Consider the following 25758-nt stretch of genomic DNA (forward strand, 5'->3'; position numbering starts at 1 on the left):
GACCTGGCCGGGGGCCCGCGCGGCGAGGTCTGCCCGCCTGCCATGATCACCGGATGCGAGCAGTGGTCGTCGATGCCGTCCGGACCGAACCGCACGTGCGCGAGGTGCCGGCGCCCACCGCGCCGCCGGCCGGGGTGGTCGTCCGCGTCATGGCGACCGGCCTGTGCCGCAGCGACTGGCACGCCTGGGCGGGCCACGACGACATCGCCTTCCCCCATGTGCCGGGTCACGAGCTCGCCGGCGTCATCACCGACGTCGGAGAGGGAGTCCGCCGCTGGGCGGTCGGCGACTGGGTGACCGTTCCCTTCGTCTGCGGGTGCGGGACGTGCGACTGGTGCCTCGCCGGCGACGCGCAGGTCTGCCCCGACCAGGAGCAGCCCGGCTTCACGCACTGGGGTTCCTTCGCCGAGCAGGTCGTCCTGCATGCCGCCGACACCAACCTCGTCGCCGTCCCCGAGGAAGTCGACTTCGCCACCGCGGCAAGCCTCGGCTGCCGGTTCGCCACCGCCTACCGCGCCCTCGTCGGTCGCGCGCGGGTCACCGCCGGGGAGTGGGTGACCGTCGTCGGCTCGGGCGGTGTGGGGCTCAGCTCCGTGATGATCGCCAAGGCCCTCGACGCACGCGTGGTCGCGGTGGACCGCAACCCCGAGGCGCTCGCGGCCGCAGCCGACCTCGGGGCCGACCACACGGTGCTCGCCGATGGCACCGACGTCCCGGCTGCGGTGGCCGAGCTCACCGGCGGAGGCAGCCACGTGTCCGTCGACGCCGTCGGCAGCGAGCGGACCTGCGCGGACGCGATCCTCAGCCTCCGTCGTCGCGGCCGGCACGTGCAGGTCGGTCTCCTGCCGCCCGTCGACGGGCACCCGCGCGTCCCGATGGCTCGAGTCATCGCCTGGGAACTCGACCTGCTCGGCAGCCACGGCATGGCCGCCGCCGACTACCCCGGCATGATGCAGCTCATCCAGGAGGGCCGGCTGCGGCCGCAACGGCTGGTCGAGCGCACCATCGGCCTCGAGGAGGCCGCGGCCCTGCTCCCCACCTTCGACCGGGCCACCGTCGCGGGCATCACCGTCGTCGACCCCTTCCGCTGAGCTCCCGTCGCTCGGGTCGGGTGCGCGGCGACGTCAGCGACCGTCGCGTTCCGAGTCGGCCCGGACAACGTCGATGCGCGGACGGTGGTGAGCCGTGGACGCGGCGACACGGCATACGCCCGCGGTTCAGATGCTGACGGTGGCGCCCATCGTGACGGTCCGGTCCTCGGGGAGCTTGAAGTAGTGCGTCGGCGAGGCGGCATTGTGCGCGAGCGCGAGGAAGAGCCGCTTGCGCCACGACGGCATGGTGGTCGCCGACCCGCGCTCGAGGGAGATCCGGGACAGGAAGTAGTACGCCGTGTCGGGGTCGACGTCGACGACCTCCTGGTCCCGGCAGAGAGCCAGGGCACGCGGCACGTCCTGCTCCTCCTGGAAGCCGAAGCGCAGCGTCAGGTGTGTGATCGCGTCGTAGGGGTCGCCGAGGTGGTCCAGCTCGATGCGCTCGGAGTCGTCGACGAACGGCACGTTCTCGGAGGAGATGCTGACGATGAGGACGAGCTCGTGGATGACGTGGTTGAACGTCGCGTTCTCGCGCAGCGCCAGCGGGGTCGAGAGCTTGCCGGGGTGCAGGAACACGGCGGTGCCCGGGACCTTGTCGACAGGGTCGGTGTGCAGCCAGTCGATGAACGGCTCCAGCGGTCCCTCCAGCTCGATCCGGCGCTCGGTGACGAGCTGGCGACCCCGCTGCCAGGTCAGCATCACGGTCGCGACGAGCGTGGCGATGACCAGCGGCAGCCAGCCGCCGCGCACGATCTTCGTGAGGTTGGCAGCGAAGTACGTCAGCTCGAGGGCACCCAGCGGGATGCCGAGCAGGAGCAGTTGGCGGCGGCTCCAGCCCCAGGCCGCCTCGGCGTACATGAGGAAGAGGGTCGTCGTGATGAGGAAGGTGCCCGTCACCGCGAGGCCGTATGCCGTCGCGAGGCGTTCGGAGGAGCGGAACAGCAGCAGCAGGGCGATGACGCCGACGAAGAGCGTCCAGTTCACGGCCGGGACGTAGATCTGCCCGTGCTCGCGACGCGAGGTCTGCCGCACGGTGAGCCGCGGCAGGTAGCCGAGGCGCTCGGCCTGGCGCGACACCGAGAAGGCGCCGGAGATCACGGCCTGCGAGGCGATGATCGTCGCGAGCGTCGACAGGAGGACGAGCGGGAGGACGAGGGAGGCGGGGGCCAGGTGGAAGAAGGGGCTCTTGGCCGTCGACGGGTCCTTGAGGATGAGTGCGCCCTGGCCGAGGTAGTTCAGGGTGAGCGCGGGGAACACCACGAGGAACCAGCCGCGCCGGATCGGGGCCCGGCCGAAGTGGCCCATGTCGGCGTAGAGGGCCTCCGCGCCGGTGATCGAGAGCACGACCGCACCCATGGCCACGAAGGCGACCCCGGGGTGCTCGAGGACGAAGAGCACCGCGTAGTGCGGTGACAGGCCGGCGAGCACCGACGGGTCGCGGACGACCTGCACTCCCCCGAGGACGGCGAGCACGGCGAACCAGAGCGCCATGACGGGACCGAAGAAGCGCCCCACGAGCTCGGTGCCGAACCGTTGGCCGGCGAAGAGCAGCGTGATGATCGCGGCCCCGATCGGCACGACGAGGTGCTCGACGCCGGGGGTCGAGACCGACAGCCCCTCGATCGCCGACATGACGGAGATGGCCGGCGTGATGACGCTGTCGCCGTAGAACAGGGAGGCACCCAGCACGCCGAGCAGCATCACCAGCCCGAAGCGCCTGCCGCCCGGCCGGACGGCCGTGCGCGCCAGGGCCGCGAGCGCCATGACGCCGCCCTCGCCGTCGTTGTCGGCGCGCAGGATGAAGACGACGTACTTGACCGAGACGACGAGCGTCACCGACCAGAACACGAGCGAGATGACGCCGAAGACGTCGCCCGGTGTCGTTGCGACCGTGTTGTGGTCGATCGAGAAGACCGTCTGCAGCGCATAGAGCGGCGACGTGCCGATGTCGCCGAAGACGACGCCGAGCGCTCCGACCGTCAGGGCGGCGAGGCCCGCGTGGGGCCGCTGCCTGGAGGTGCTCTTCACGAGGAGTCATCCTTGCACTCCCCGCCGGTGCCTCGCACAGTCGGGAGGGCCGCGCACCGGTGGGCACACCGGCCCCACCGACATCGTCCGGAACCGCTGCGGAAGGCGCCCGGAGGGAGTTGTGTGGAGTCATGACCCAGAGCTGGATGGCCGAGCACCGCGTCGCCGTGCGCTGGCTCGCCGTGCTCCTGCCCGTGGTCGTCGGGGCCGCGCTGGTGCTCGTGCGCGACAGCATGAGCAGTGCGGCAGCCGCGATGGTGCTGGTCCTGGCCGTCGTCGCAGCCGCGGCGACCGGCGATCGGGTCGCGGGCGTCGGTGCCGCACTGTCGGCCACCGCGAGCTTCGACTTCTTCCTGACGGTCCCCTACTACTCGCTCGCCATCACGTACCGGGACGACGTCCAGCTCGCCGTCACCCTCGTCCTGGTCGGACTCGCCGTCACGGAGATCGCGGTCTGGGGCCGTCGGCAGCAGGCGGCCGCCCTCCGGCGTGACGGCTACCTGCAGGGCCTCGCGCACCTGCTCGACCTGCCGCCCGAGGCCGACGAGCACGAGCGCGGCCGGGTGATCGCGGCGGCCGTCAACCAGGTCCTCGGCGCCGACCGCACCGAGTGGGTGGCCGCCGCGCCCGCCGCGGACGACGCGGTCGTCGACGCCGACGGAGAGGTACGCGCGGCCGGGGCCGTCCTCGACGTCCGGCGTCTCGGCCTGCCGACCGAGTCGTACACCGCCATTCCGGTACGCGCCGCAGACCGGCTCGTGGGCCACTTCCGGGTCGTCACCTCGACCCGAGTCGTCCACCCGAGCGGCGAGCAGCTCCGTGTGGCCATGCTCCTCGCGGATCGTATGGGAGCGCTGAGCAGCGCGACGTGAGCCTCGGGCGCGCGACCCGGCCCGCCGCATACGCACGCTGCAGGGAGTGCCGAACGGGCGGGACGTTGGGCCCTGCCGACGGGTGCGACCACCGACACATGCTGGTCCCGGAGGCCACCATGAGCTCGACGAGATCCCCCATCGTCCGTGTCCGCGCCCTCGCGGTCGCCCTCGCCCTCGCCCTGGCGGTGACCGCCTTGGCCGCCTGCGGCTACGGGTCCCCCGGCCACGTCGAGGTCGGGGCGGGCGACGTCGTCTCGCAGTCCCGCACCGTCGGTGACTTCACCGAGGTGCAGGCCGGAGGGGGGATCCAGGTGGAGCTCGCGACCGGGCCGAAGCAGGTCGTGGTCACCGCCCAACCGAACATCGTGGACATCACGAGGACCGACGTCACGGGCGCACGGCTCACGCTCGACACGTCGAGCGGCTTCATGAGCCCTGACGGCATCGTCGTGACGGTCACCGTGCCCCGGCTGACCGCCGTCGAGCTGTCCGGTGGAGCGAGCGCGAGCGGCAGTGTCGGGAAGGCGGACACCGTCGACGTGCGGATGTCCGGGGGCGCCCGGGCGACACTGTCCGGGTCCGCCGACGCGCTGAACCTGCAGGCCAGCGGTGGGGCGGTCCCCGCGCTCGGCGACCTCCGCACGACGGACGCCAAGGTCGACCTCAGCGGGGGCGTGGTGGCCACCGTCGACGCGAGCGGCTCGGTCACGGGAACCGCCTCCGGCGGCGTGGTCCTGACGCTGGTCAGGAAGCCCGGGAGCTCGACGGTGGAGACGTCGGGCGGGGCACTCGTCAACTTTTCCTGAGGTCCCCGCCCCGTGCCCTCAGCCCCGGGCGCTGCGCAGCACGGTCACCATCCTGCCGAGGCGACGACGCCCGACCAGGGCCAGGGCCAGCAGGACCCACGGCAGGGCCTGCTGGGCGTCGCGCGGCGCGAGCCCGGCGGCCGTGGCGCGGGCGTCGAGCGAGGTGCCGTCCGAGGTGCCGGGCGCGCAGGCGCCGGTCTTGCCCGAGGCGTGGCTGGTCGCGTCGCCGGGAGCCGAGGCGTGCGTGCCGGCCGGGTGTCCAGCCGTTCCGGTGGCACCGTGCTGGCCCGACTGGCGGGGCCGGCCCGACTGGCCCGGCTTGACGACGTGGGCGGCGCCGGCGGGGCAGGGCACGACGACCTGGCCCAGCGGGACTCCCGAACGGGTCAGGGTGGCGACGAGCTCCTTGTCGAGCACCAGCAGGCTCGCGTGCAGCGGGGCCTTCGTGGTCACGCGAACACAGGCCCCGACGAGCCCCGGCACGGAGGCGTCGACGCCGTTCGTCGACGGGACGGAGCCGCCCGGGCAGGCTGCGAGCAGACCCGGAAGGGCTTGCACGAGCGGGGCGCTCACGTTGCGACCGGCGACGGTGACCGTCGTGTCGGCCACCGCGGTGCCGCTGCCCGTCGCCCGGAGGCAGGCCGTCGCCAGCGGTGACGCGTCGACCGCCAGGTTGAGCACGCCTCCCGGCCCGGCACCCGGAACCACGGGGGCGACCGGCGACCCGGACGCCTTGGCCCGGACCGTGGACAGGGCCGACTTCACTCCCGATCCCACCGCGCCGAGAGACGCGCCGGGCACGGCGGGCACGGGAGGAAGCCCGGGGAGCGCCGTGGCCGAGCCTGACCGCGTCGAGGCCGTCGAGCCGGTGCCGGTCCGGCCCACCGTCGACGGAGCGGTCACCTGGCCCAGGAGTCCGGTCGCCCCGGCGGTGCCCGGGACGGCCGGGACCGTGGGGACGCTCGGGGTGGAGGTCGAGATGGGCGAGGGAAGGGTGAGGGCCGAGACCGCGGGTGAGGCCGCGACAGTCAGGCCGCCCGCGAGGGCGAGCACCGAGACGGCGAGCGTCGTGGACGGGCGGACGGTGGGGCGAGGACGAGACATGGCGACCCGATTCGTTCGAAGGGCACAGCGACGACACCGTGCGAAACGAGCCGTGCAGGCCGCGGGTTACGCGGCAGTAACCAGCCCGTCATCGTCGTTCCATCGACTCTCACCCGCGGAAGGCGAACCTCCCTCCGCGACGGTGGGCGATGGACTCGCTGAGCATCGCGCGCGGACCTGACTGGGGGCATCGGGCGACCTGCAGGTGCGGACCGGTCGCACCTTTCTGCGTTTCACGTGCCGACCGGCGCGCACGACTCGGTTGCTGGCGTAACCTCGGTACTGCCGGCGACTTGTAACCCACGGGCGACACCGGCCATGTCACACGCATTGGTCAGAGCCATGGAACAGCCCGAGGGCACCGCTCCGGTGCGAGTGGTGCAACAGGTCTGCATGCCACCACCCGGCGGTGGCAACTGCACTCACCGACTGTCTCCTAGCCGGCCTTCCAGCATGTGCGGCGGCGGCGCCGAGATGGTGGACTCGACACTTCTCGAGGAGATCACGCTCCTGTCCGAGGTGATCGTCACCGTCTCCACCTACCGGACCCACCTGAACGTCGGGGAGGTCGACAAGGTGCTGGGGGTGGGCGCCACGGTGTCACCGGGCTGAGCCCGGCACGACGCCGAACCCATGGCCCGGTCGTCTCCGGGCCGGGTCACGGCAGCCCGGCAGTCCAGCTCGTCAGTCCAGCTCGACGAGGGTGCCGGACTCCGCCACCTCCGCCGACACCTCACGGAGCTTGACGTTGCGTTCCTGCGACACGAGCCGCAGGGCGTGCATCGCCTGCTCCTCGGTCAACCGGTAGCGGCTCATCAGGACGCCGCAGGCCTGGCCGATCAGCTCCCTGCTGCGCATCGCAGCCTGCAGGTTCATCACCTGGCGCCGGTGGTCTATGAGGTCGCCCGCCTGCGCCGCCAGCGCCTCGGCCATGGTCAGCACGGGGAGGTCGACGTCGGCAAGCTCCGTCCAGTAGACGCTGAGCGCGCCCGCCGGTCGCCCGCGAGATCGCACGGGCACGGCCAGCTCCGACGCCGGCTCCTGCTCGGCGGCCGAGGCCGCTGCCGGCGGGAACCGGCTTGGCCTCTCCCCGGAGGCCACGATGACCGGCATACCGGTCTCCACGGCCTCGTACACCGGTCCGCAGCGCGTACGGAGCTGCCCGCGTGTCATCGCCAGGGCGAGGGCGCTCGTGGTCACGAGCGGCTCGGCCTCGTCGAGGTGGAGGTGGACGAGGCTGAGATGCCTCAGACGCCCGCCGAGCCCCGCGGACGCAGTGAGGAGTCCCTCCAGCGCGGCCGCGACGCCCTCGAGCCCCGCTGGCCAGGCGCCCGTGCCCGCCAGCGGGCCCTTCGTCAGCTGAGCCCTGCGGATCGACTGGTCGTGCATGACTGCTCAGGGCTGTCCCAGCCGGCCGAAGCTGTCGTACTCCCAGCAGACCTGCTCCAAGACGGTGCGATCACGTTCGGACATCGTCCACGCTCCGTTGAGGTAGGCGTCGAACTCGACGAAATCGGCTCTCCCACCGAGCGACACGAAGTCCCACCAGAGGTCAGCGGGGTCGATCGCGCCGCTGCGGAGCCAGGCGAGGGTCTGGGCGCCGGCCTGCGTCGTCGGTGCAGCATCGGCGAGCAGCCCGGGCAGTGCGGGGCGGACCGGCTCGACGCTCGACCCCGCCTGACGCAGCATGGTCAACGCCTCGTGGTTTCTCACGGCTGCGGCGAGCCGACGCTCGGCGGCCGCAGCCCTGGCGCGAGCACGCGCCAACCGGTCCTGGGCGAGGGCCACAGCCGGCCCGCCGATGACCGCGTCGGCGGCCTGCAGGTCGCGCACCCGCCGTCGGCACTCTGCGGCCCGGGACTCGGCCGCTGTCGCCGACTCCTCGAAGGCTCTGGGTCGGAGATCACCCCGGTCCATTCCTTCATTATGCCGTCTGCGACGGACTGCAGCACCTTGTGCGGCAGTCCAGCAGGCACTGGCATAGGCTGGTCACGAGCAGCAACGCCGGTCCTGCAGCTGAGGACCCGCCCCGGACAGAGAGGGCGTGATGACGTTCCCCGACCCGTCCTGTAGTCGACGTGACGTCCTCGTCGTCGGCGCCTCCGCCCGTGGGGTCGACGCTGCGCGCCTGCGCCGTCCGTCCTCCAGGTCGAAACCGATCACGCGCTGCTGGAGGAGTACGCCATGAACTCCGTCGACGGAGCCGCCGCTGCCGGTTTCTCCTGTCGTCGACTGCGGGGGAACGCTGTTCGAGATCCACGAAGGAGGCGTCCCGCGGTACCGGTGCCGCGCGGGCCGTGCATGGACGACCAAGGCCCTGCTCGGGGAGAAGTCGGTGCAGCGGGACACCGCCCTGTGGATGGCGCTGGGCAGCCTGGAGGAGAAGGCGGCCCGCGCCGCCCAGCTGGCCGAGCGGACCGCCGCGCGCGGCAGCGCCCTGTCCCAGGCTCGGTTCCATGACCAGGCAGCGGAGGCCCGGAAGGCCGCCAACAGCGTGCGCAAGCTGCTCGAGTCGCGACCGGTGACGAGTGTGGAGCTGGTCGATGACTGAAGCCACCGAGTGGAGCGCCGAGGACAAAGCCTCTGTCGAGGACGACTCGGCCGCGTTCGAGCGTCTTCTGCTCCACCTGAAGGAGGGCCGCGGGTTCGACTTCACCGGCTACAAGCGCCCCAGCCTCGTGCGCCGGGTCCGCCACCGGATGCGTGCGGTGGGCTTCGACACGTACGACGCCTACCAGGACTACCTCGAGGTCAACCCCGACGAGTTCGTCCCCCTCTTCAACACGATCCTCGTCAACGTCACCAGCTTCTTCCGCGACCGTGAGTCCTGGGAATACCTCAGCAGCAACATCGTCCCGGGCCTGCTCGAGGGCTCAGACCACGAGATCCGCGTCTGGAGCGCCGGGTGCGCCAGCGGCCAGGAGGCCTACAGCCTGGCCATGATGCTCACGGAGGCCATGGGACTCGAGCAGTTCCGCGACCGCGTGAAGATCTATGCCACCGACATCGACGAGGACGCGCTCGGCTACGCGCGGGCCGCCACGTACACCGAGCGTGAGATGAAGAGCGTCCCGGACGACCTGCGCTCGAAGTACTTCGAGCCGGCTCAGAACGGCAGGGTCTTCCGGCAGGACCTGCGCCGCAGCGTGATCTTCGGGCGCAACTACCTCACCACGGACGCGCCGATCTCGCGCATCGACCTGCTCACCTGCCGCAACACCCTGATGTACTTCAACGCCGAGACCCAGTCACGGATCCTGTCGCGACTGGCGTTCGCCCTGAAGCCCTCCGGCACGCTGCTGCTGGGCAAGGCCGAGATGCTGCTCGACCACACCGACACGTTCGTCCCGATCGACATCAAGCGACGCCTGTTCCGGCGAGGCACGCTCGCCGCGGTCGACCCCCAGCTCGTCCCGCGACCTCCCGCCCCCGCCATGCGGTTCGCGGTGGCAGATCCGCTGCGGAGCCTGCGCACCGACGCCTTCGCCGCTGCGCCGCAGGCCCAGCTGGTCATCGACGCCCACGGCACCCTGGCCATGATCAACGAGTCGGCCAAGGAGCTCACCAAGCTGGGCGAGACCGACGTCGGGCGGCGGTTCCTCGACCTCGACCTGTCGTTCCGGCCGATCGAGCTGCGCCCGGCCCTGCAGGAGTCGCGCAAGAGCCGTCAGCCGCGTCGCCTCCGCGGCGTCCGCTGGACGCACCAGAGCCCGCCGCCATACGTCGACATCGACCTCGTGCCCCTCGTCGACCTCGGGGAGGGCTATGCCGGCACTCTCGTGACCTTCAGCGACGTGACGCGCTACCAGCAGGTGCACCGCGAGCTCGAGCAGACGACGAAGCAGCTGCAGGCGGCCTCCGAGGAGCTCCAGTCGACCAACGAGGAGCTCGAGACCACGAACGAGGAGCTCCAGTCCACCGTCGAGGAGCTCAGGACCACGAACGAGGAGCTCCAGTCGACCAACGAGGAGCTCGAGACCATGAACGAGGAGCTGCAGTCGATGAACGACGAGCTCCAGGGCGCCAACGAGGAGCTGCGCGAACGCAGTGGACAGCTGGCCGACCTCAACGACTTCATGGACTCGATCCTCGGCAGCATGAGGTCGGCCGTGATCGTCCTCGACCGGAACTTCACGGTGCAGGTCTGGAACAGGAACGCTCAGGACCTGTGGGGCGTGCGCTCCGACGAGGCCGTCGGGTCGCACCTGCTCGGCCTCGACTGCGGCCTGCCCACCGACGCCATCGCGCCCTGCTGCGCGCCGCACTGGGCCATCCATCCACGACGCGGCAGATCACCGTGGATGCGATCAACCGGCGCGGTCGGCCGGTGCGCCTCAGCGTCACGGTGGCGCCCCTGCTTTCCCGGGAGGAGTCGACCGGCATCCTGCTGGTCATGGACGGCGAAGCCGCGACCCAGCGCGGGTGACCCAGCGCGGGTGACCCAGCGCGAGCGACCCAGCGGGTGACCGAGGCCGAGTGGCCTCTACGGCGACCGCGCCGTCAGGAGGCGTCCGGCTGAGGCTCGTCCGTCGAGCGCCCCCGCTCCTGCTCGGCGGCGAGCCGATCCACGCGAGCCGCGCGCCGATTGGCGGCCGCGTCGTTGAGCAGGATGCTCCTGCGCGGCTCCTCCGTGCGCGGCGCCTGCCGCTCCAGGGCTGCGGCAGTCCGGTCGTGCGCCGCCGCTGCGCGCTCGTGCGCCAGCACCGACCGCGTTCGCGCGGCGCGAGCGCGCCTGGCCGACCACTCGGCCGAGCGCGCCGCCTCGAGCACGTCGTCACCGCTGGACCGAGCGCCTGACAGCAGCTCGTCCCACCGGCGTGCAAGCTGCTGGGCGCGCTCACCCGCCGCGTCGGCCGCGGCTCGCGGAGTCACCTCCATCGCCTCACCCTAACGCTCAGCGGGCGGCCACACCGTGCCTCGGAGTACGCGCCTGCGGACCTCTCACCGAACCGTTCGCCCCTGCTCGTCCGCGCTGTCCCGCAGTGGCAGCTCGCCGGAGAAGGCCACCTCGTCTGCCACCTCCCGCAGCTTGCGGTGCATGTCCTGGCTCACCTTGCGCAGCAGGCGTGGACCGCGGGTGACGCCGGTGGCGGGGTCAGCCCGCCGTCTGCACCTCGAGCTCCCCTGCGGCATACCGACTGCGGAGCACCTTCTTGTCGAACTTGCCGACGCTCGTCTTGGGGACCTCGTCGATGAGGGCCCACCGCTCCGGCACCTGCCAGTGGGCGACCCTGCCCTCGAGGAACTCGCGGAGCCCCTCCACCGTCACGCCGGCGTCGGGCCGCAGCACGACGGAGGCGAGCGGGCGCTCGCCCCACTTCTCGTCGGGCACCCCGACGACGGAGGCCTCGAGCACGTCGGGGTGGGCCATGATGGCGTTCTCGAGGTCGACCGAGCTGATCCACTCGCCGCCGGACTTGATGACGTCCTTGGCCCGGTCGGTCAGCTCGAGGTAGCCGTCGGCCGAGAGGCGGCCGACGTCGCCGGTCCGGAGCCAGCCGTCGTCGAACTTCGCCGCCATCTCGTCGAGCTCCGCCTGCGGCTCGGTGCCGTTGGAGTAGTAGGAAGCGGTGATCCACGGACCGCGGACCTCGACCTCGCCGACGGCCTCGCCGTCGCAGGGAACCACGTCGCCGTCCGGCCCGACGAGCCGTGCCTCGACACCGCAGAGGATGCGGCCCTGCGAGGCCTTGTACCGCCAGAACTCCTCGGATCCGGGCTCGACGCGCGCCGGTGGGACCGCCAGCGACGCGACCGGCGACGTCTCGGTCATCCCCCAGCCGTGGACGATGTCGATCCCGTGGCGGTCGGAGAAGGCCCGGATCAGGGCCGGCGGTGCGGCCGAGCCGCCCACCATGAGCATCCGGCACGCCGAGACGTCCGTCTCGTGGTCGTCGAGGTAGTGGAGCAGGTCGTTCCAGATCGTCGGCACCCCGGCACCTCCGGTTACTCCCTCGGCGGCGATCATGGCGGCGAGCGGCTCGGCCTGCAGGTACCGGTCGGGCATCACGAGGGTGGCCCCGGTGACCATCGCGCTGTAGGGGTAGCCCCACGCGTTGGCGTGGAAGAGCGGCACGACGATGAGGAACCGGTCGGCCTGCGTGATCCCGAGCGACGCGGAGACGCCCATCGCGTGGAGGTAGTTGCTCCGGTGGGAGTAGACGACGCCCTTGGGGTGGCCCGTCGTGCCGGAGGTGTAGCACATCGACGACGCGTCGTCCTCGGACAGGTCCTCGGGCCAGTCGAAGCTGGTCGGCTCGTCCGCGATGAGGGTCGCGAGGTCGTGGACGCCCTCGGCGTGCTCCGCGAGCGCGCTGGTGGTCGCCTCGTCGACGGACCCGTTGAGGATGACGTGCCTGACGTCCGTGAGGTGTGGCAGCAGCCGTGAGAACGCCTCTGCGAGTGAGTTGTCGACGATCACGACCTGGCTGCCGCCGTGCCGGGCGACGTAGACGAGCTGTTCCGGGAAGAGACGGATGTTGAGCGCGTGCAGCACGGCCCCCATCGACGGCACCGCGAGATAGGCCATCAGGTGCTCGGCGTTGTTCCACATGAACGTGCCGACGCGCTGGTCCCCGGTGACGCCGAGCCCGCGCAGCGCGTGGGCGAGCTGTGCCGCCTGCCGGCCGAGCTCGCGGTAGCAGGTCCGACGACCGCCGTCGGGTGTCCACGTGACGACCTCGCTGTCGCCGTGCATCGTGGTGCCGAAACGCAGGAGCGACGAGATGAGCAGAGGCGAGGTCTGCATGGTGCTCTTCATGTCCTGAGGGTGCCATCCGCGCGCCGGGGACGCACCCCGTTCGCGGCGGCGTTTTGCGCGTCGCCGCTTCCCCTTGCGTATGCGGGTCGCCCGAGCGCCTGCTCGCCACGTTTGCGTCCGTGCCCGCGTTCGTGGCACGTCGCGGGGCCGAGCCGGCGTACGCGTGGGGCTCCACGCGTACGCCGTCTTCGACCCGGGCCCTCCCGCCGCGCTCAGCGGGTGCGGGCGCCCACTTCGTAGCTGGTGTTCGTCGCCTCGAAGAAGTTGACGAGCTCGAGCGTGTCGTTGGCCGCCGCCATCCACTTGGCCGGGTTGCTGACGCCGTAGTGCGCCTCGAACCCGAGCTCCTCCAGGCGACGGTCGGCGAGGTAGCGCACGTAGGTGTTGAGGTAGGTCGCGTTGAGCCCCAGGATCCCGCCCGGCAGCAGGTCGTGGTTGTAGCGCTCTTCGAGCTCGACGGCGTCGAGGATCATCCCGCGGATCTCGTCGGCGAACTCGGCCGTCTGGAGCTCCGGGTTCTCCTCGAGGACCGTGAGGACCAGGTTGATCCCGAACTTGAGGTGCAGGCTCTCGTCGCGCACGACCCAGTCGACGAGGGAGCCGAAGTTGCGCAGCAGGTTCCGCTGCCGGAAGCTCAGCGCGACCATGAAGCCGCTGTAGAACCAGATGCCCTCGAGGATGACGTTGTACGCGACGAGGTTGCGCACGAAGTCGCGCTTGCCCTCGAGCGTGGTGATGTCCAGCGTCCGCTCGGTCATGCGCCCGAGGTAGCGCACCTCGAACGCCTCCTTGGCGGCCATCGACGGGGTGTCGACGTGGGCGGCATACGCGGACTGCCGGTCGATGGGAAACGTCTCGAGCACGTACTCGAAGGCCACGCAGTGGTTGGCCTCCTCCCACATCTGCTTGGCGAGGTAGAGGTGCGCCTCCGGTGCGTTCACGTACGGGTAGACACCGAACGCGAGTGCCTTGTTGACGAGCAGCTCGTTGGGGTTGAAGTAGCTCATCAGGAACGTGACGGCGTGCTTCTCCTCGTCGGTCATCCGGGCGAAGTCGGCCAGGTCCTCGCCGAGCTGGACCTCGTGCGGGAACCACGTGTTGGCGACGGCCTGCTCGTATAGCTCGTACGCCCACGGGTAGCGGATCGGCTTGAGCAGCAGGCCTTCCGAGAGGCCGGTGCCCAGGATGCCGGTTGCGGTGCGGTCGCTCACTGGCAGGCCTCGCAGTCCAGTCGCTCCTGCGGGTCGGTGGGGCAGGCGATCGCCTCGCCCCCGACCGGCACCACAGGCACCAGCGGCACCGGCGGCACCTGAGACGACTTCGACGACTGCGTGCTCGGGGTGGCTCGGGCGAAGCCGAAGCCCGCCCCCGCGCGTCCCGCGGCGGTAGCCTTGTTGACCCGCACCGTCGACTGCTCGGCGGTGTGGCGCGGCTTGACGTGCAGGTAGTAGGTGGTCTTGACGCCCATGCGCCAGGCGGCCGTGTAGATCTGCGCCATCTCGGCGAGGTCGCGCGTCTCGAGGTACATGTTCCGGCTGATCGCCTGGTCGACCCACTTCTGCGCGCGGGCGGCGACGTGGAGGAAGGCGTACGGCGACAGCTGGAACGACGTGCGGTACGCCTCCCGCACGTCCGCCGGGATGGCCTCGATCGACTGCACGTCCCCCTGCGAGCGCAGCAGCTCCTCACGCACCTGCTTCCAGAGCCCGAGCCGCTTGAGCATCGCCACGAGGTTGCGGTTCACCTCGAGGAACTTGCCGGAGCTCGTCGTGCGGCTGAACAGCTGGGAGAACTGCGGGTCGAGGCCCGGGGTCGTGCCGGCGACGAGCCCGATCGAGGCCGTGGGTGCGACGGCCATGAGCGTCGCATTGCGTATGCCGCCGGCGACCTTCTCGCGCAAGGCGTCCCAGTCGAGCCGTGAGGACCGGTCCACGTCGACGGGGACGCCGCGGTCGGCCTCCAGGTCGTCGATCGTGTCGAGGGGAACACGTCCGCGCGACCATCCCGACCCCGCGAAGTTGGGGTAGCTCCCCCGGGTGCGGGCGAGCTCCGCGCTCTCGTCGATGGCCGTGTGGCTGATGAACTCGGTGAGGCGGTCGACCAGCTCGAGGGAGGCCTCGCCGCCGTACGTGATCCCCAGTCGCTCGACGAGGTCGGTGAAGCCCATCATGCCCAGGCCGATGGCCCGGTTGTCCTCGTTGGACCGCTCCGACTCCGCGACCGAGGACACGGTGATGTCGATGAGGTTGTCGAGCTGGCGCACGGCCGTGCGGACGGTCGCCTCCAGCCGCGGCCAGTCGATGACCGCGTCGAGGTCGGGCGCCTCCCCCGCGCGCGGGAGCGCGCCGGTGCGAAGGTGCCGGGCGAGGTTGACCGAGGCGAGGTTGCAGACGGCCGTGTTGTCCCGGTCCTGCGGGAGCGTGATCTCCGTGCAGAGGTTCGACAGGTGGATCGTGCCGGTGTTGCCGTTGAGCGCCCGCAGGTTGATGGTGTCCTTCCACGTCAGCCACGGGTGTGACGCCGTCTGCAGGGCGACGAGGATGGCGGTGAGCTGCTCGCGGGCACGGACCGTGCGGAAGGTCCGCAGACGCCCCTGCTCGGCGAGCTGCACGTACTCCGCGTAGCGCCGGCTGAAGGCGGCGCCGGTCAGCTCGACGAGGTCGGGCGCCTCGAGCGGGTCGAAGAGGTACCACGTCTCGTCGCGCTCGACCCGGCGCATGAACTCGTCGGAGATCCAGACCGCGGTGTTGGCCGTGCGGGTGCGCCGGTAGGGGTCACCGGCCTGCTGCCGGAGGTCGAGGAACTGCGGGAAGTCCAGGTGCCAGTTCTCCATGTAGAAGCACAGTGCGCCGAACTTCTTGCCGCCGCGGGAGATCGCCCGCAGCGTGGAGTCGATGGTGTGCATGAAGGGGACCGGCCCGGTCGAGGTGGTGTTGTTGCTCCGGATCGGTGAGCCCTCGGCGCGCAGCTTCGTCACCGACAGGCCGATGCCGCCGGTTCCCTTGGTGATCCACATGACGTCGCGCACGCTCTTGGCGATGTGCTCGATGTCGTCCTCCATCTGCATGACGAAGCAGTTGGACAGCTGCGGCCGCGGGGTGCCGGCGTTGACCAGCGTCGAGCCGGCCGGCAGATACTCCAGGCGCGCCATGGCGCGGTAGAAGCGGATCGCCGAGGCTGTCGCATCCTCCTCGTTGAGGGACAGTCCCATCGCGACGCGCATCCAGAAGTACTGGGGCACCTCGACGTCCCAGCCGCCCGGGCCGCTCAGCAGGTAGCGGTTGCGCATGGTCACGACGCCGATGTAGGTGAGCAGCTCGTCGTGCTCCGGGTCGAGCTCGTCGGCCAGGCGCTCGAGGTCGAAGCCGCCGGCGAGGCGCTGGTCGAGCAGCCCGGCCTCCGCGGCGTCGCGGACGTAGCCGGGGAAGCGGGCCCGGTGCAGGAGGTTCAGCTCGCGCGGCGTCTCGTAGGCGCCGAGCACCCGCTTGTAGACGGTCTTGAGCAGCAGGCGGGCCGCGATGCGGTCGAACGCCGGGTCGTCCTTGACGTTCTGGACCGCGACCTGGATGGCGGCCTCGTCGAGCTGCTCCGTGGTGATGCCGTCGAAGAGGGTGATCGCCAGCTCCGAGGCGATCTGGACGGTCAGACCGACGGCGTTGGGCAGGCCCTCGGTGGCACGCTCGACGGCCCGGTTGATCCGGTCGGCGGCGAAGGGCTCGCGCGAGCCGTCGCGCTTGGTCACCGACAGCCGCGACGGCGCGGTGGCGGGCGTGGCTGAGAGCTCGACGAAGGGCTCGACGAAGGGCTCGGAGGCGTATGCGGTGGGCGTGGGCCGGGCGCTTCCGGCCCGGTCGGTCATGTCGTGCAGTTGCGTGTTCACGGCTGTCTCCTCGCAGCGTGGGCGAACGGTCCGCCAGACGGGAGGAGCTGCGAGGAACCACGGCTGTCCGCGAGGTGGCTCGCGGGGAGCCACGGACGTGTCGTTCAGCCGTTGTCCACGAGCCCTCCCTCGGGGCCTGCCGGACCACCGCGTGAGGTCTCACGCGGTGCGCTGGCAGGTCTTCGGACTCGTGGGCGTGCACACCGGCCGAAACGCTCGGACGGTCCGTCTCCTACTGGTCGCCGCTTCCCAGGCCCAGGGCCCAGTGCTCATGACGACGGTCGTTCCCACTCACCGCTGCGGGGCAGTCCCGGACTCTCACCGGGTTCCCTCTTGCGACGACGCCCCTGGCTGGGGCGCCGAACCAGCTGCGGGACCGACACTATCCCTAGTGCCTCGACAGTCCGCGGACCCCACATCTTGCGCGTGTCGGACGCGGGCGCGCGCTAGTGTCGCCGGGACGGGTCGCTGGGGAAGGAACATGCGGAAGGCGCGGTGGAACACCTCGGCGCGAGGGCCGCCGGGCTCGCGCGCCGTCGCCCGGCTCTCGAGGTGGTCGCTGAAGCCGGGCATGGACTGCGACTCCTCGCGGGTCAGGGCCCGGAAGCCCATCGACCACTCCGGGAAGTACCGCTCGGCGATCTGCTCGCGGAGCGCGACGGACACCTCCGGGGACGGCTCGAGGTCCGCGGGGCGCACCGCCGGACTGCTGGGACGACGAATGCTACGCAGGCCGGCTCGCCCGCCGGTTGGGGCCGGCGACGAAGACGGCGGCGCCGAGGACCAGAGCGGCCCCGACGAGCTGCCACACGCCGAGCCGCTCGCCCAGCAGGAGGTAGCCCAGCACGACCGACACGATGGGGATCACGTAGGTGACGAGCGACCCGACCTGCTGGCCGACCGCCCGCACGACGTCGAACTGCAGCAGGTAGGCCACGCCGGTGCCGAGGACCCCGAGCGCCAGCAGGGACAGCACCGGCTGGGCCCAGCCACCGGTCGCACCGGTCACCGACGACCACGGCGCCGCGAAGGCGCTGCGGTGCAGGGCCCACCAGGCGAGGAGGACGACCAGCATCTCGGCGGACGCGACGACCAGCAGGGCCGCCGGGAGCTGGAGCCCCCCGAGGTCCTCCTTGGCGAGGTGCGTGCGCACCCACGTCCAGCCGATGCCGTAGGAGGCGCCGGCCACGAGGGTGAAACCGAAGCCGACCAGGTCCGGTCGACCGGAGGCCTGCCACGGCTGCGCGATGACCAGGACGCCGAGGAAGCCGACGCCGACCGCGACGATCTTGCGGCCCGGCAGCCGCTCCGCCGGCAGCATCGCCGCGGTGGCCAGCACGGTCACCATCGGCGTCGTGGCATTGCCGATCCCGGCCAGGGCCGAGGCCACACGCTCCTCCCCCAAAGGGAAGAGGGTGAAGGGCAGGGAGGCCAGGAGCAGCCCGACGACGAGCAGGTGCGCCCAGACCCGGCGCGAGCGCGGCAAGCGCCCACCGACGACGTGCAGCAGCAGCGTCACCGTGACGGCGCCGAAGAGGATGCGCCCCGTCGCGATCTGGATGGGCGCGAACCAGTGCAGCGCATACTTCATGAGCAGGAAGCTCGAGCCCCAGATGAGGGCGAGCGCACCGAACTTCGCCTGCCACGGGAGGCTGGGACGCCGGGTCGACGACGTCGGCCCCTGGGCCGTGGCTGGAGCGACAGCCGGGGGTCGGACCACGCTCTCGGCGGGTCCGGGGATCACGCGTTCAGGCACGGGCAAACCCTAGCCCCGGCCACCGACACGACGTCCGGCATCTTCCTGCCGAGGCCCTCACCCTCGAGTCGGTGCACCGACGGCTGCCTCGACCTGCGGGCCGAGACGCCCGACGGGGTCGAGCAGCTGGGCGAGGTGCACCGCGTGCCGTCCCCGGAGGTCGGCGACCTGCGTGCGGCAGGAGAACCCGTCGGCCAGCACGACGGCGTCGGGAGCGGCGTCGACGGCAGGCAGCAGGTGCTGGTCGGCGACGGCGAGCGACACCTCGTAGTGGCCGGTCTCGACGCCGAAGTTGCCCGCCAGCCCGCAGCAGCCGGCGAGGGTGGTGACACTGGCACCGGTGGCGGCGAGCAGGTCGGCGTCCGCCTTCCAGCCGAGGACGGCGTGGTGGTGGCAGTGCGGCTGCGCGATGACCTGCGTCCCGCTGAGGTCGGGGGCTTCCCAACCGGGAGTCTCGGCGAGCAGCTCGGAGAGGGTGCGCACCCGGGAGGACACCAGGGCCGCGTCCTCGTCGCCGGGCAGCAGCTCGTGGACGTCCGAGCGGAGCACGGCGGTGCACGACGGCTCGATGCCCACGATCGGGAGGCCTGCCCTCGCGTCGGGCGCGAGTGCCGACACCGTGCGTCGCAGGATCTCCTTGGCGGAGTCGAGCTGGCCCGTGGTGATCCAGGTGAGCCCGCAGCACACCGACCCACTGGGCAGGCGCGGCTCGTAGCCGGCGTCGCGCAGCACCCGGACCGTCGCCTCGGCGACCTCGGGCGAGAAGGAGTCCGAGAACGAGTCGGCGAAGAGCACGACGGGTCTCAGGTCGGAGCGGCGTGGCGCGAAGGTCCGCCTGAAGGGCCGGTCGGGGAACGCCGGGATGGAGCGGCGCCGGTCGACCCCCGCCAGCCACAGGGCCGTCGGGCCGACGACGGGCAGCGTCAGCGCCCGGTTGGCCACCCTCGGCAGCCGACCGGCGAGGCGCGCCCACATCGGCAGCCTGCCCAGCGTGTAGTGCGAGCGGGGGCGGAGGCGGCGCCGATAGGTCTGGTGCAGGACCTCGGACTTGTAGGTCGCCATGTCGATGCCCGTGGGGCAGTCCGACGCGCAGCCCTTGCACGACAGGCACAGGTCCAGGGCGTCGTGGACCGACGGGTGTGACCACGGCAGCTCACCTCGCACGACGTCCTGCAGCACCCGGGCGCGGCCCCGAGTCGAGTCCTTCTCCTCGCGGGTCGCCAGGTAGGACGGGCACATGACCCCGCCGGCCGCCGAGTTGTCGGCGCGGCACTTGCCGACCCCGGTGCAGCGGTGCACGGCCTGGGCGAGGTCGCCGCCGTCGTGCGGATAGGCCATCGCCAGGTTCCGGACCGGGAAGTGCCCGGCCGGCCGCACGTCCGCGTCGACGGGGTCGGGGTCGACGAGCACGCCGGGGTTGAGCAGGTTGCCCGGGTCGAAGGCGTGCTTGATCCCGCCGAAGAGGGAGATGGCGTCCTCGGAGTACATGTGCGGCAGCAGCTCGGAGCGGGCCCGCCCGTCACCGTGCTCACCGGACAACGACCCCCCGAATCCGCCTACGAGACGGGCCGACTCGGTCAGGAACTCCCGCATGACCGTCGTACCGTCGGGCCGGTCCAGCGGGAAGTCCAGCCGCACGTGCATGCACCCGTCGCCGAAGTGGCCGAACGGCGCCGACGTCATGCCATAGGAGCCCACGAGCTCGTCGAAGGCGGCGAGGTACTCCCCCAGACGGGCCGGCGGCACCGCAGCGTCCTCCCAACCGGGCCACGCCGGCTTGCCCGACGGAGCTCGCCCGGCGAGGCCGGCGCCGTCCTCGCGGATGCGCCACAGCCGGGCCTGGACGGCCGGGTCCTCGACGACGACGGCGTCGTCGGCAACCCCCGCCCCCGCCAGCTCGAGGGCACGGGAGGCGACCTCGGCCAGGTCCTCACCGGCGAACTCGACGAACAGCCAGGCCCGCCCGCGAGGCAGCGGCGGGATCGCGTCGGGTCCCCGGCGGGCGCGCAGCACGTCGATGAGCCGGGAGTCCAGGCCCTCGCACGACGTCGGGCCGTGGGCCACGACGGCGGGCGCGGCCTGCCCGGCGGCGACGATGTCGGGGAAGCCGAGCACGACGACGACCCGCACCGAGGCGTCGACGACGAGCCTCACGGTGGCCCGGGTGATCACCCCGAGCGTCCCCTCCGAGCCGACGAGCGCCTGCGTGAGGTCGAACCGCTCCGGCAGCAGGTGGTGGGCGGCGTAGCCGGAGACCTGCCGGCCGAATCGGTCGAACTCGGTGCGTGCGGTCGCGAGGTGCCGCGACATGACCGTCCGGACGCCCGAGACGACGTCGTCGGCACCGTGGGCGAACGGCATACCGCCCTCGTCGTAGCCGGTGGTGAGCGTCTGCCCGGCCGCCGTGAGCAGGTCGAGCCCCGCGACGTTGTCGGAGGTGCGGCCGTAGGCGAGCGACCGGGACCCGCACGCGTTGTTGCCGATCATCCCGCCGATCGTGCAGCGCGGGTGCGTCGACGGGTCGGGGCCGAAGCGTATGCCGTGTGGCGCGGCTGCCCTCTGCAGCACGGCGTGGACGGTTCCCGGCTCCACCACCGCCGTCCGCGACTCGGGGTCGACCGACAGGACGCGGTTCAGGTGCCGGGAGAAGTCGAGGACGACGCCGCGCCCGACGGCGTTGCCGGCCACCGACGTGCCCGCTCCGCGAGAGGTGACCGGCACGCCGGTCTCGCGGGAGACGGCCAGGGTGGCTGCCACGTCGTCGACGTGCCGCGGGCGGACCACGGCGAGCGGGGGGATGCGGTAGAGCGACGCGTCGGACGCGTACATGCTGCGGGTGCCCGCGTCGGCGCGCACCTCGAGCCCGGCGCGCTCCAGCGCCCCCACCACGTCCGCCTCGTCCACCATGGGTAACATGTTACTCATGGTCCAGCTCGCGCTCCCCGCCGGAGCACCGTCCCTGGCGGAGGCCGTCGTCGGCGCCGTCCGCTCGGGCATCGCCGCGGGTGAGCTCGTCCCGGACCAGACCTACTCCGTGTACCAGCTTGCGGACCTGCTGGGCGTCTCGCGCAGCCCGGTGCGCGAGGCCCTCCTGCGCCTCGCCGAGGCGGGACTCGTCCGGATCGACCGCAACCGGGGCTTCCGGGTGCTCCCACCGCAGGCGCACGACATCGAGGAGATCTTCGACCTGCGTCTGGCCCTCGAGCCGACCGCCGCCCGGCGCGCCGCGCAGCTCGCCGGCGACGCCGAGAGGGACGAGATCCGGGAGGCCTTCGCGGCCATGTGTGCCGCGACGAGTGACGAGGAGCGGTTCTGGGTCGCCGACCACGCCGTGCACGACCGGCTCATGCACGCCGGGGGCAACCGGCGGGCGGCCACCATCATCGAGCGGCTCCGGGCCACCACGGCGCTGCTCGGGCCGCCGACCACCACCGCCGGGCGCACGCTCGCGCAGATCCGCGACGAGCACGAGCCGATCGTCTCCGCGATCCTGGGCCGCGACGGCGACGCGGCGGAGCGGGCCATGCGCGACCACCTCGAGCGCACCGGGCGGCTGCTCGCCCGGAGCCTCGCCGACCCTGGCCGGGTCTCCTCGTCCGCCGACCCCTGACGGCAGCGCCCGGCACGCCTCCACCCGGACCACCACAACCGCCCGACCACAACCGCCCGACCACAACTGCCAGCCGTCTCAACCCCTGCACGACCACGCGCGGCCGCCGCCGGCTGGGGCACCCTGAGACCGGCAGCTCCACCGAGAAACCAACGACACACCAACGAGCAGGACCGCCCGCACAGGGACGGCCCCAAGGAGAGAAGCGTGAAGGTACTCCTGCTGGAGAACGTCCACCCCGTCGCTGCGGAGGCGTTCCGCCGCCACGGCTTCGACGTCGAGGTCCGGCCGGGATCGCTGAGCGAGGCCGACCTCGTGCAGGCCCTCGCCGGTGTCTCCGTGGTCGGGATCCGGTCCAACACCAAGGTCACCCGCGCCGTCCTGGACGCCGCCCCCGACCTGCGCGTCATCGGCTGCTTCTGCATCGGCACCAACCAGGTCGACCTGGGCCACGCGACCGAGCGCGGCGTCGCCGTCTTCAACGCCCCGTTCTCCAACACGCGCAGCGTCGTCGAGCTCGTCATCGGCGAGATCCTCGCGCTCGCCCGTCGCCTCCCCGAGAAGACCCAGCGCATGCACGACGGGATCTGGGACAAGTCCGCCAAGGGCAGCTACGAGACCCGCGGCCGGACCCTGGGCATCGTCGGCTACGGCAACATCGGCACCCAGCTGTCCAACGTGGCCGAGGCCATCGGTATGCGCGTCGCCTTCTACGACACCGCAGACCGCCTCGCGCACGGCAACGCGCAGCGCATGGGTTCCCTGGACGAGCTGCTCGAGGTGTCCGACGTCGTCACCCTCCACGTCGACGGCCGCCCCGGCAACGCGGGGCTCTTCGGCGCCGAGCAGTTCGCGAAGATGAAGCGCGGATCGGTGTTCATCAACGCCTCGCGCGGCATGGTGGTCGATGACGTCGCGCTGCGCGAGCACATCCTCAGCGGCCACCTCTCGGGCGCCGCGATCGACGTGTTCCCGATCGAGCCGAAGGCGCAGGGCGACCTCTTCGAGTCGCCGCTGCGCGGCCTCGACAACGTCATCCTCACCCCGCACGTCGGAGGCTCCACCGAGGAGGCCCAGGAGGAGATCGGCACGTTCGTCGCGACCAAGCTGATCGGCTACATCCTTCACGGCGCGACGGCGCTGTCGGTCAACCTCCCCGACGTGGCGCCCGCGCCCCCCGAGGGGGGCTTCCGGGTGGCGCTGCTGCATCGTAACGTCCCCGGGGTGCTCGCCGCCATCAACAACACCCTTGCCGCGGCCGGAGCCAACATCGTCGGCCAGTCGCTGGCGACCCGCGGCCAGCACGGCTACGTCGTCACCGACACCGACGTGCCGCTGTCGACAGAGACCCTCGCGTCACTGCGCCACGTCGCCGAGGCCGTGCACCTCGAGGCGTGGTACGGCCAGCCGGCCTGAGCAGCCGCTCGCCGTCACCGCCGTCCCCGAGCCGCAGCACGACGAGAACCATGACGTCGCGCTGCGGCTCGGTCCACACTGGGGACATGTTCATCGAGACCGTCCCCGAGGACGCAGCGGAGGGCGAGCTCGCCGAGTACTACAGCCAGCAACGTGAGGCGTGGGGCTTCCTGCCCAACTACGCCGCCGCGTTCTCGGCACGCCCCGACGTGGCCCGCGCCTGGGCAGCGCTCAACGGCACCATCCGCGGCGGGATGGACCGTCGGCGCTTCGAGCTGGCCACCATCGCCGCAGCCCGAGCGCTCCGCTCGACCTACTGCACCGCTGCGCACTCGAAGTTCCTGCGCGACGCCTGTGGCGACGAGGCCAGCCTGGAGGCCATCAGCCGCGAGCCGGACGGCACGACGCTGAACGAGCAGGACCGGCTGGTGTACGCGTTCGCCGCCAAGGTGGCCACCGACGCGTCGTCGGTGGAGCAGTCGGACGTCGACGCGCTGCGTGCGGCCGGCCTCACCGACCGGGACGTCGCCGACGTCGTCTACGCCGCGGCGGCGCGCTCGTTCTTCACCCGGGTGCTCGACGGCCTGGGCGCCCAGCTCGATGCGCAGACGGCGGCGGAGTTCTCGCCGGCGCTGCTGGCGTCGATGCTCGTCGGGCGCCCCGCTGCGCCCGCCTGAGGGACGGCATACGGCCCGCCCCGGCGCCCGGCTGGCGACGTGACCGGCGGTCCGAGCGTCACCGCCTGGCGATGGCGAGCAGGTCGCGGGCCGGCTCGGACCCCCGACGTCCTCGCGGTTGCTAAGGCGCCCAGCGGCGGAGCTGCTTCTTGCCGAAGCCGGCCCACAGCGTCTCGAAGTCGCGCTCGGCGCGTTCGGCACGCGCCTGCTCGAGGCCGTGCAGGCGGCCGAAGGTGAAGGCGTTCTGCCCGTCGAGGTACGCCTGCACGGCGAACTCGCGCAGTCGTCGACGGGCGACGACCGTGTCCTGGTGGATCCCGAGCGTCTCCTGGATCTTCTTGGTGTCCGCGCCGAGGGACTTGGCGCGCTTGCCCAGGACCGGGGTGGCCGACTCCGCGGCATACCTCAGGCGCTTGGCCTTCTTGCGCGCCTCGTGGACGGCCAGGTCGCGGCTGCCCGGGTCTGCAGCCGCCTCGATCTCCCGGACCGCACGCCCCAGGCGCTTCACGTCTCGTGCCAGCAGTCCGGGCAGCACCTTCCGGGCGGGCCGGTCGCCGTGACCCTGCAGCGGCGGTGCGGAGATGAGCCCCTCGATCGTGTCGAGGAGCCGTACGTAGCGCTCGCTGTCCAGCGCTCGCCGGGCCTCCTCCTTGCCCGACTCGTAGGCCTTGCCGAGCTCCTCGTCGAGGCGGGTGCTCACGGGACCGACCACGAGCTCCGCCGGCTCGTGGGCGAGGACCTCGCCGAGGTGCTCCCGCAGCACCTGGGCGTCCCTGGCGACCGCGAACTCCTCTCCCACCCAGCGCAGCTCCTCCCGCACGGGGTCGGTGACCGAGGTGTCGAGCAGGGGCCGGAAGGTGGTCAGCGCCGACCGGAGCCGCCGGGCCGCGATGCGCACCCGGTGCACCGCTTCGGTCTGGTCGGCGCGGACGCCGGCGTCCTGCTCCAGCAGCCGGGCCAGGTGCTGCGCGAGCTGCGACGACAGCAGCTCCCGGACGGTGGTCTCGACCTTGCCCTTGCCCTTGCCCTTGCGCTTGGCCCTGCCGGTCTCCGGAGTGGTGGTCGTCCCGGCCTTCGAGAGCGCCGCCGGCGCGACGCCGACGACGCGCGCCAGCTTCGACCCGACCGCAGCCGGGGATGCGCCGGCAGCCAGGAGCCGTTCCTCGACGACGTCCAGCAGCTCCGGTGAGCCATCGGCCAGCTCGACCTCCCACTCGCGCCACGCGAGCTCCGGCTCGTCGCCGTCGAGGTACTGCCCCTGCACGGTGTCGTCCGAGACGAGCGCGAGGACGCAGCCCGCGGCATCGGTGAGGGCGTACTCACGACGTTCGGTCGTCACGATGGCCACCGGTCGCAGCTCCCGCCCGCGCGAGAGGGCGTGCACCCGAGCCCGGAAGCTCTCGGGCACGGCCCGCTCGTCGTCGCCCAGCGGCTCGCCGAGCTCGGTGCGGGTGTCCCCGCCCGCCGGGAGCTTGAGGTGCCAGCCCGCATCCTTGCCGCCCGTGCGACGGCGGAGGGTCACGCCGCTCCGGGCCAGGTCGAGGTCGGCGGTGTCGAAGTACACGGCCTCGAGGTGGAACGCGTTGGGCTGGCCCACCGATGCGACGCCGTCCGTCTCCGCGAGGTTGGGGAACACGGTGGCAGCGTCGACGTCGTACTTCCGCTCCGTCTCGGCGTGGGAACCCATGTCCTGATCCTCGCGCATCACACGCATCCGTGGGGCGGTCTGCTGGTAGCACGTCGACCGGTCGCCTC

20 protein-coding genes and 1 riboswitch are annotated in these 25758 nt (G+C 71.9%); of the genes, 9 read left to right on the forward strand and 11 right to left on the reverse strand.

What is annotated here, in order from left to right; translation table 11 throughout:
- Positions 1-53: 53 nt before the first annotated feature.
- Positions 54-1091 carry a zinc-binding dehydrogenase gene (locus tag LQK93_RS04720; protein ID WP_374970397.1) on the forward strand — a complete coding sequence of 346 codons (1038 nt, stop codon included), beginning with the start codon at positions 54-56 and terminating at the stop codon, positions 1089-1091.
- Between the two features lie 126 nt (positions 1092-1217).
- Here the strand turns inward: LQK93_RS04720 and LQK93_RS04725 are convergent, their stop codons facing one another.
- Positions 1218-3119: a potassium transporter Kup gene (locus LQK93_RS04725; protein WP_374970398.1), complete on the reverse strand. Its 1902-nt coding sequence runs from the start codon at positions 3117-3119 to the stop codon at positions 1218-1220.
- A 131-nt stretch (positions 3120-3250) separates the two neighbouring features.
- On the opposite strand from LQK93_RS04725, the gene LQK93_RS04730 reads away from it, so the two are divergent.
- Both LQK93_RS04730 and LQK93_RS04735 read left to right on the forward strand, forming a co-directional pair.
- Positions 3251-3991 (forward strand): DUF4118 domain-containing protein, encoded by a 741-nt coding sequence (locus LQK93_RS04730; RefSeq protein ID WP_374970399.1) that lies wholly within the window; start codon positions 3251-3253, stop codon positions 3989-3991.
- A 119-nt stretch (positions 3992-4110) separates the two neighbouring features.
- Entirely contained in the window at positions 4111-4800 is a 690-nt protein-coding gene (locus tag LQK93_RS04735) for a GIN domain-containing protein (protein WP_374970400.1), read from the forward strand.
- 18 nt (positions 4801-4818) lie between these two features.
- Here LQK93_RS04735 and LQK93_RS04740 read toward each other — a convergent pair whose 3' ends face one another.
- Positions 4819-5904: a hypothetical protein gene (locus LQK93_RS04740; RefSeq protein WP_374970401.1), complete on the reverse strand. Its 1086-nt coding sequence runs from the start codon at positions 5902-5904 to the stop codon at positions 4819-4821.
- 453 nt (positions 5905-6357) lie between these two features.
- Between LQK93_RS04740 and LQK93_RS04745 the strand changes: the two genes are divergently transcribed.
- The gene (locus LQK93_RS04745; RefSeq protein ID WP_374970402.1) at positions 6358-6516 is read left to right on the forward strand and encodes a hypothetical protein; all 159 of its coding nucleotides are present in this window, start codon (positions 6358-6360) and stop codon (positions 6514-6516) included.
- 72 nt (positions 6517-6588) lie between these two features.
- Here LQK93_RS04745 and LQK93_RS04750 read toward each other — a convergent pair whose 3' ends face one another.
- Positions 6589-7293 carry an ANTAR domain-containing protein gene (locus LQK93_RS04750; protein ID WP_374970403.1) on the reverse strand — a complete coding sequence of 235 codons (705 nt, stop codon included), beginning with the start codon at positions 7291-7293 and terminating at the stop codon, positions 6589-6591.
- Between the two features lie 6 nt (positions 7294-7299).
- The gene (locus LQK93_RS04755; protein ID WP_374970404.1) at positions 7300-7821 is read right to left on the reverse strand and encodes a hypothetical protein; all 522 of its coding nucleotides are present in this window, start codon (positions 7819-7821) and stop codon (positions 7300-7302) included.
- 418 nt (positions 7822-8239) lie between these two features.
- Here LQK93_RS04755 and LQK93_RS04760 point away from each other — a divergent pair, with 418 nt between their 5' ends.
- Together LQK93_RS04760 and LQK93_RS04765 are read left to right on the forward strand one after the other, a co-directional pair.
- Complete coding sequence (locus tag LQK93_RS04760) at positions 8240-8455, forward strand: hypothetical protein (RefSeq protein WP_374970405.1); 216 nt, start codon at positions 8240-8242, stop codon at positions 8453-8455.
- Complete coding sequence (locus tag LQK93_RS04765; RefSeq protein ID WP_374970406.1) at positions 8448-10370, forward strand: CheR family methyltransferase; 1923 nt, start codon at positions 8448-8450, stop codon at positions 10368-10370. The genes LQK93_RS04760 and LQK93_RS04765 overlap by 8 nt, the downstream gene beginning before the upstream one ends.
- Positions 10371-10404: 34 nt before the next feature.
- Here LQK93_RS04765 and LQK93_RS04770 read toward each other — a convergent pair whose 3' ends face one another.
- The 6 genes from LQK93_RS04770 to LQK93_RS04795 all read right to left on the reverse strand — a co-directional run bounded on the left by LQK93_RS04770 (position 10405) and on the right by LQK93_RS04795 (position 21216).
- Positions 10405-10782: a hypothetical protein gene (locus LQK93_RS04770; RefSeq protein WP_374970407.1), complete on the reverse strand. Its 378-nt coding sequence runs from the start codon at positions 10780-10782 to the stop codon at positions 10405-10407.
- A 217-nt stretch (positions 10783-10999) separates the two neighbouring features.
- A complete protein-coding gene (locus LQK93_RS04775) occupies positions 11000-12664 on the reverse strand; it encodes a fatty acid--CoA ligase (RefSeq protein ID WP_374970408.1) in 1665 nt (554 codons plus the stop codon).
- A gap of 212 nt (positions 12665-12876) precedes the next feature.
- Positions 12877-13875: a ribonucleotide-diphosphate reductase subunit beta gene (locus tag LQK93_RS04780; RefSeq protein ID WP_374970409.1), complete on the reverse strand. Its 999-nt coding sequence runs from the start codon at positions 13873-13875 to the stop codon at positions 12877-12879.
- Complete coding sequence (locus LQK93_RS04785) at positions 13872-16544, reverse strand: ribonucleoside-diphosphate reductase subunit alpha (RefSeq protein ID WP_374970410.1); 2673 nt, start codon at positions 16542-16544, stop codon at positions 13872-13874. Before LQK93_RS04785 ends, LQK93_RS04780 begins: the two co-directional genes overlap by 4 nt.
- Positions 16545-16699: 155 nt before the next feature.
- Positions 16700-16928: riboswitch (cobalamin riboswitch) on the reverse strand.
- Positions 16929-17268: 340 nt separating this feature from the next.
- The gene (locus LQK93_RS04790) at positions 17269-18300 is read right to left on the reverse strand and encodes a DMT family transporter (protein WP_374970411.1); all 1032 of its coding nucleotides are present in this window, start codon (positions 18298-18300) and stop codon (positions 17269-17271) included.
- A gap of 57 nt (positions 18301-18357) precedes the next feature.
- Positions 18358-21216, reverse strand: coding sequence for an FAD-binding and (Fe-S)-binding domain-containing protein (locus LQK93_RS04795; RefSeq protein ID WP_374970412.1), 2859 nt, complete (start codon positions 21214-21216; stop codon positions 18358-18360).
- On the opposite strand from LQK93_RS04795, the gene LQK93_RS04800 reads away from it, so the two are divergent.
- The 3 genes from LQK93_RS04800 (at position 21215) to LQK93_RS04810 (ending at position 24003) form a co-directional block, all read left to right on the forward strand.
- Positions 21215-21910 carry a GntR family transcriptional regulator gene (locus LQK93_RS04800; protein WP_374970413.1) on the forward strand — a complete coding sequence of 232 codons (696 nt, stop codon included), beginning with the start codon at positions 21215-21217 and terminating at the stop codon, positions 21908-21910. The two genes, LQK93_RS04795 and LQK93_RS04800, sit on opposite strands and share 2 nt — an antisense overlap.
- A 207-nt stretch (positions 21911-22117) precedes the next feature.
- Positions 22118-23326: a phosphoglycerate dehydrogenase gene (gene serA, locus LQK93_RS04805; protein WP_374970414.1), complete on the forward strand. Its 1209-nt coding sequence runs from the start codon at positions 22118-22120 to the stop codon at positions 23324-23326.
- Between the two features lie 86 nt (positions 23327-23412).
- Positions 23413-24003 carry a peroxidase-related enzyme gene (locus LQK93_RS04810; protein ID WP_374970415.1) on the forward strand — a complete coding sequence of 197 codons (591 nt, stop codon included), beginning with the start codon at positions 23413-23415 and terminating at the stop codon, positions 24001-24003.
- Between the two features lie 121 nt (positions 24004-24124).
- Here LQK93_RS04810 and LQK93_RS04815 read toward each other — a convergent pair whose 3' ends face one another.
- Positions 24125-25690, reverse strand: coding sequence for a CHAD domain-containing protein (locus LQK93_RS04815; RefSeq protein WP_374970416.1), 1566 nt, complete (start codon positions 25688-25690; stop codon positions 24125-24127).
- Between the last annotated feature and the right edge of the window lie 68 nt (positions 25691-25758).

Source organism: Terrabacter sp. BE26 (genome assembly GCF_041941675.1).
GTDB lineage: Bacteria > Actinomycetota > Actinomycetes > Actinomycetales > Dermatophilaceae > Terrabacter.